This is a genomic window from Synechococcus sp. R8-2 (assembly GCF_047461715.1).
GTDB lineage: Bacteria > Cyanobacteriota > Cyanobacteriia > Thermostichales > Thermostichaceae > Thermostichus.
Genome location: NZ_JANSHQ010000465.1, coordinates 1 through 2,287, shown reverse-complemented (window position 1 = coordinate 2,287; position 2,287 = coordinate 1). Strand labels below are relative to the sequence as shown.

Annotated in this window: 2 protein-coding genes; both read left to right on the top strand. The window is 60.4% G+C overall.

Features of this window, described 5'->3' with window-relative positions:
• The coding region (locus NW819_RS11125) for a bifunctional sterol desaturase/short chain dehydrogenase (RefSeq protein ID WP_414413777.1) at positions 1-1,278 on the top strand (1,278 nt) is incomplete at its 5' end.
• A 204-nt stretch (positions 1,279-1,482) separates the two neighbouring features.
• A complete protein-coding gene (locus NW819_RS11120; protein ID WP_414351985.1) occupies positions 1,483-2,253 on the top strand; it encodes a DUF4397 domain-containing protein in 771 nt (256 codons plus the stop codon).
• The last annotated feature ends 34 nt before the right edge of the window (positions 2,254-2,287 follow it).

The window sequence follows — 2,287 nt, the reverse complement described above, 5'->3', positions numbered from 1 at the left end:
AGTCATTGGATAGGGGTGGGGGCCGTCGCCCTAGCCTCCATCCTTTGGGCTGAGATCGTGCGGGATGTGCGCCATTGGCTGGCCCACCGGTGGCCCTGGCTGATGCCCAAACACATCCTGCACCACCGCCTGTTCCGCCCCGACCTTAGCGTGGTGGATGCACAGCTGTACCGAGAATCCCAGTGGCACCACGACGTTCCCGAAGCGGCGACGATGATCCTGGCCGGGATCCCTTGGGTGGTGGTATTGGGCCAGGGATCCCTGCTGTACGGCCTGGCGGCAGCGGTGGGCATTCTCTACTCGGCCAGTTTCTGGGTGGCTGGTATGCTGCGGGGTTGGGGGCTGGCCCTGCAGACGGATATCACCCACCAGCCGGGGCCTTTCCCCGTTCCTCCCAGCCAATGGCATGTCAACCGCGCTTACCACTGGCGGCACCACTTCGACGATACCAACGCCTATTTTTGCGGCACCCTGACTCTCGTAGATCGGCTCATGGGCACCAGTCTCTCCTTGAAAGGCAAGCGAGTAGCCGTCACCGGCGCCTCCGGCACCCTGGGCCGGGCCTTGCTCAAGCATTTTCACCAGCAGGGGGCCAAAGTCATCGCCCTCAGCTCCCATTCGGATTCGGTTCACATCGAAGTGGACGGCCAGATCCAGCCGGTGGAGACCGTTCGCTGGCAGGTGGGGCAAGAGGGATCCCTGGCTGAGCTGCTGGAGCGGGTGGATATCTTGGTGCTCAACCACGGCCTGAACGTCCACAGGCAACGGGATCCCGAGTCTGTCCGCCAGTCCTATGCCGTCAACACTTTCTCCAGTTGGCGCCTAATGGAGCTGTTCTTCCAGACGGTGCGCGGCAACCCCGAAATGGCCACCAAAGAGGTGTGGGTGAACACCTCAGAGGCTGAGGCTAGCCCTGCTTTCAGTCCCCTCTACGAGCTCTCCAAGCGGGCCCTAGGCGATCTGGTTACTCTGCGCCGCCTCGATGCTCCCTGCACAGTGCGCAAGCTCATCCTCGGCCCCTTCAAGAGCCAGCTCAATCCCATCGGGGTTATGTCGGGAGATTGGGTGGCCGCTCAGATCTTGGCCCAGGCCAAACGAGACTGCCGCAACATCATCGTCACCATCAACCCCCTGACCTACTTGCTTTTCCCGCTCAAAGAGCTGGCTGTGAGCACTTATTTCCGCTTGTTTAGCCGTCGGTCTCCCCAGCCAGGGATCCCTGCCCCCAACCCAGATCCTGCAGGTGGGGCCGAGTCCGGTGATTTGCCTTTGGTTTAGTTAAAAGGAACTAGATCCCAACCCGTTCCATAGCTCTATGGCATTGGGCGCAAAAGTGGAGTAAGACAAGAGCAGGTTCCTTGGCGTCAGCAGGGTGGGATCCCTTGCGCCAATACGAACTTTTGGGGAGCGAGAGTGCCCTCCTTGGGTTTGCAGAAATACAGCAGTTCGATCCCTGATGAGCGTTGGGTGTGAGGAGTAGGAGTGAGCGTGAACATGGTGCGACAGTGGGTGAGCGCAGTACTCTGCGTGGTGGGTGGATCGTTGATGTCGGGGCTTTTGTCCGGCTGTGCCATCCCGATGCCTTCGGCATCTGCGGGAGTTTCTGAAGTCCAAGTGCGCTTGGTGCATGTGGCCCCCAATGCCCCTCGGATCGACTTGGAAGTGGGAGGGGTGAGAGCTGCTCGGGGCATAGCCTATGGCTCGGTGAGCGAGTACGTGCGCATACCGGCGGGCGAGTACGACATTGTTTTGTTTTCAACGCCTGAGAACCCTGGCCAGCCTGCGAGTTCTTTGGTTGCGGCCAGAACCGTAGCCAATCTCAGGGGCGGGGGAGTATTCTCGGTGGTTGCTGCCAACGAGCCGAATCGCATGACGGCCCTGGTGCTGGAAGACAACATCCATCCGCCCTTTGATCAAGCCCTGGTGCGGTTTGTCCACGCTGCTCCCGATGCGCCGGCCCTGCAATGGCAAGGGGAGCAAGGGCGGGTACTGCTGCCCCAGTTGGCGTTTGGACAAGTATCCACCTTTCAAGCTATGCGCCCCGGCTTTACCCAAATTCAAGTGGCCATAGCCCCTTCAGCCTCCGCGCCAGGTGTGCAGTCGGCTCCCAGCCGGAGCATTCCCCTGCAGCGGTTTGACCTGCAGCTGGAGGCGGGGAAAGTCTATACCCTCTATGTAGCGGGATTGTTGCGCAGCAATCCGGCCCTAAGCCTGGTGCTGGCAGAGGAAACTCGAGCTCGCAGGCTCCTATAGCCAAGGTGTTTCGGTCTGATACATTTACGCTGAA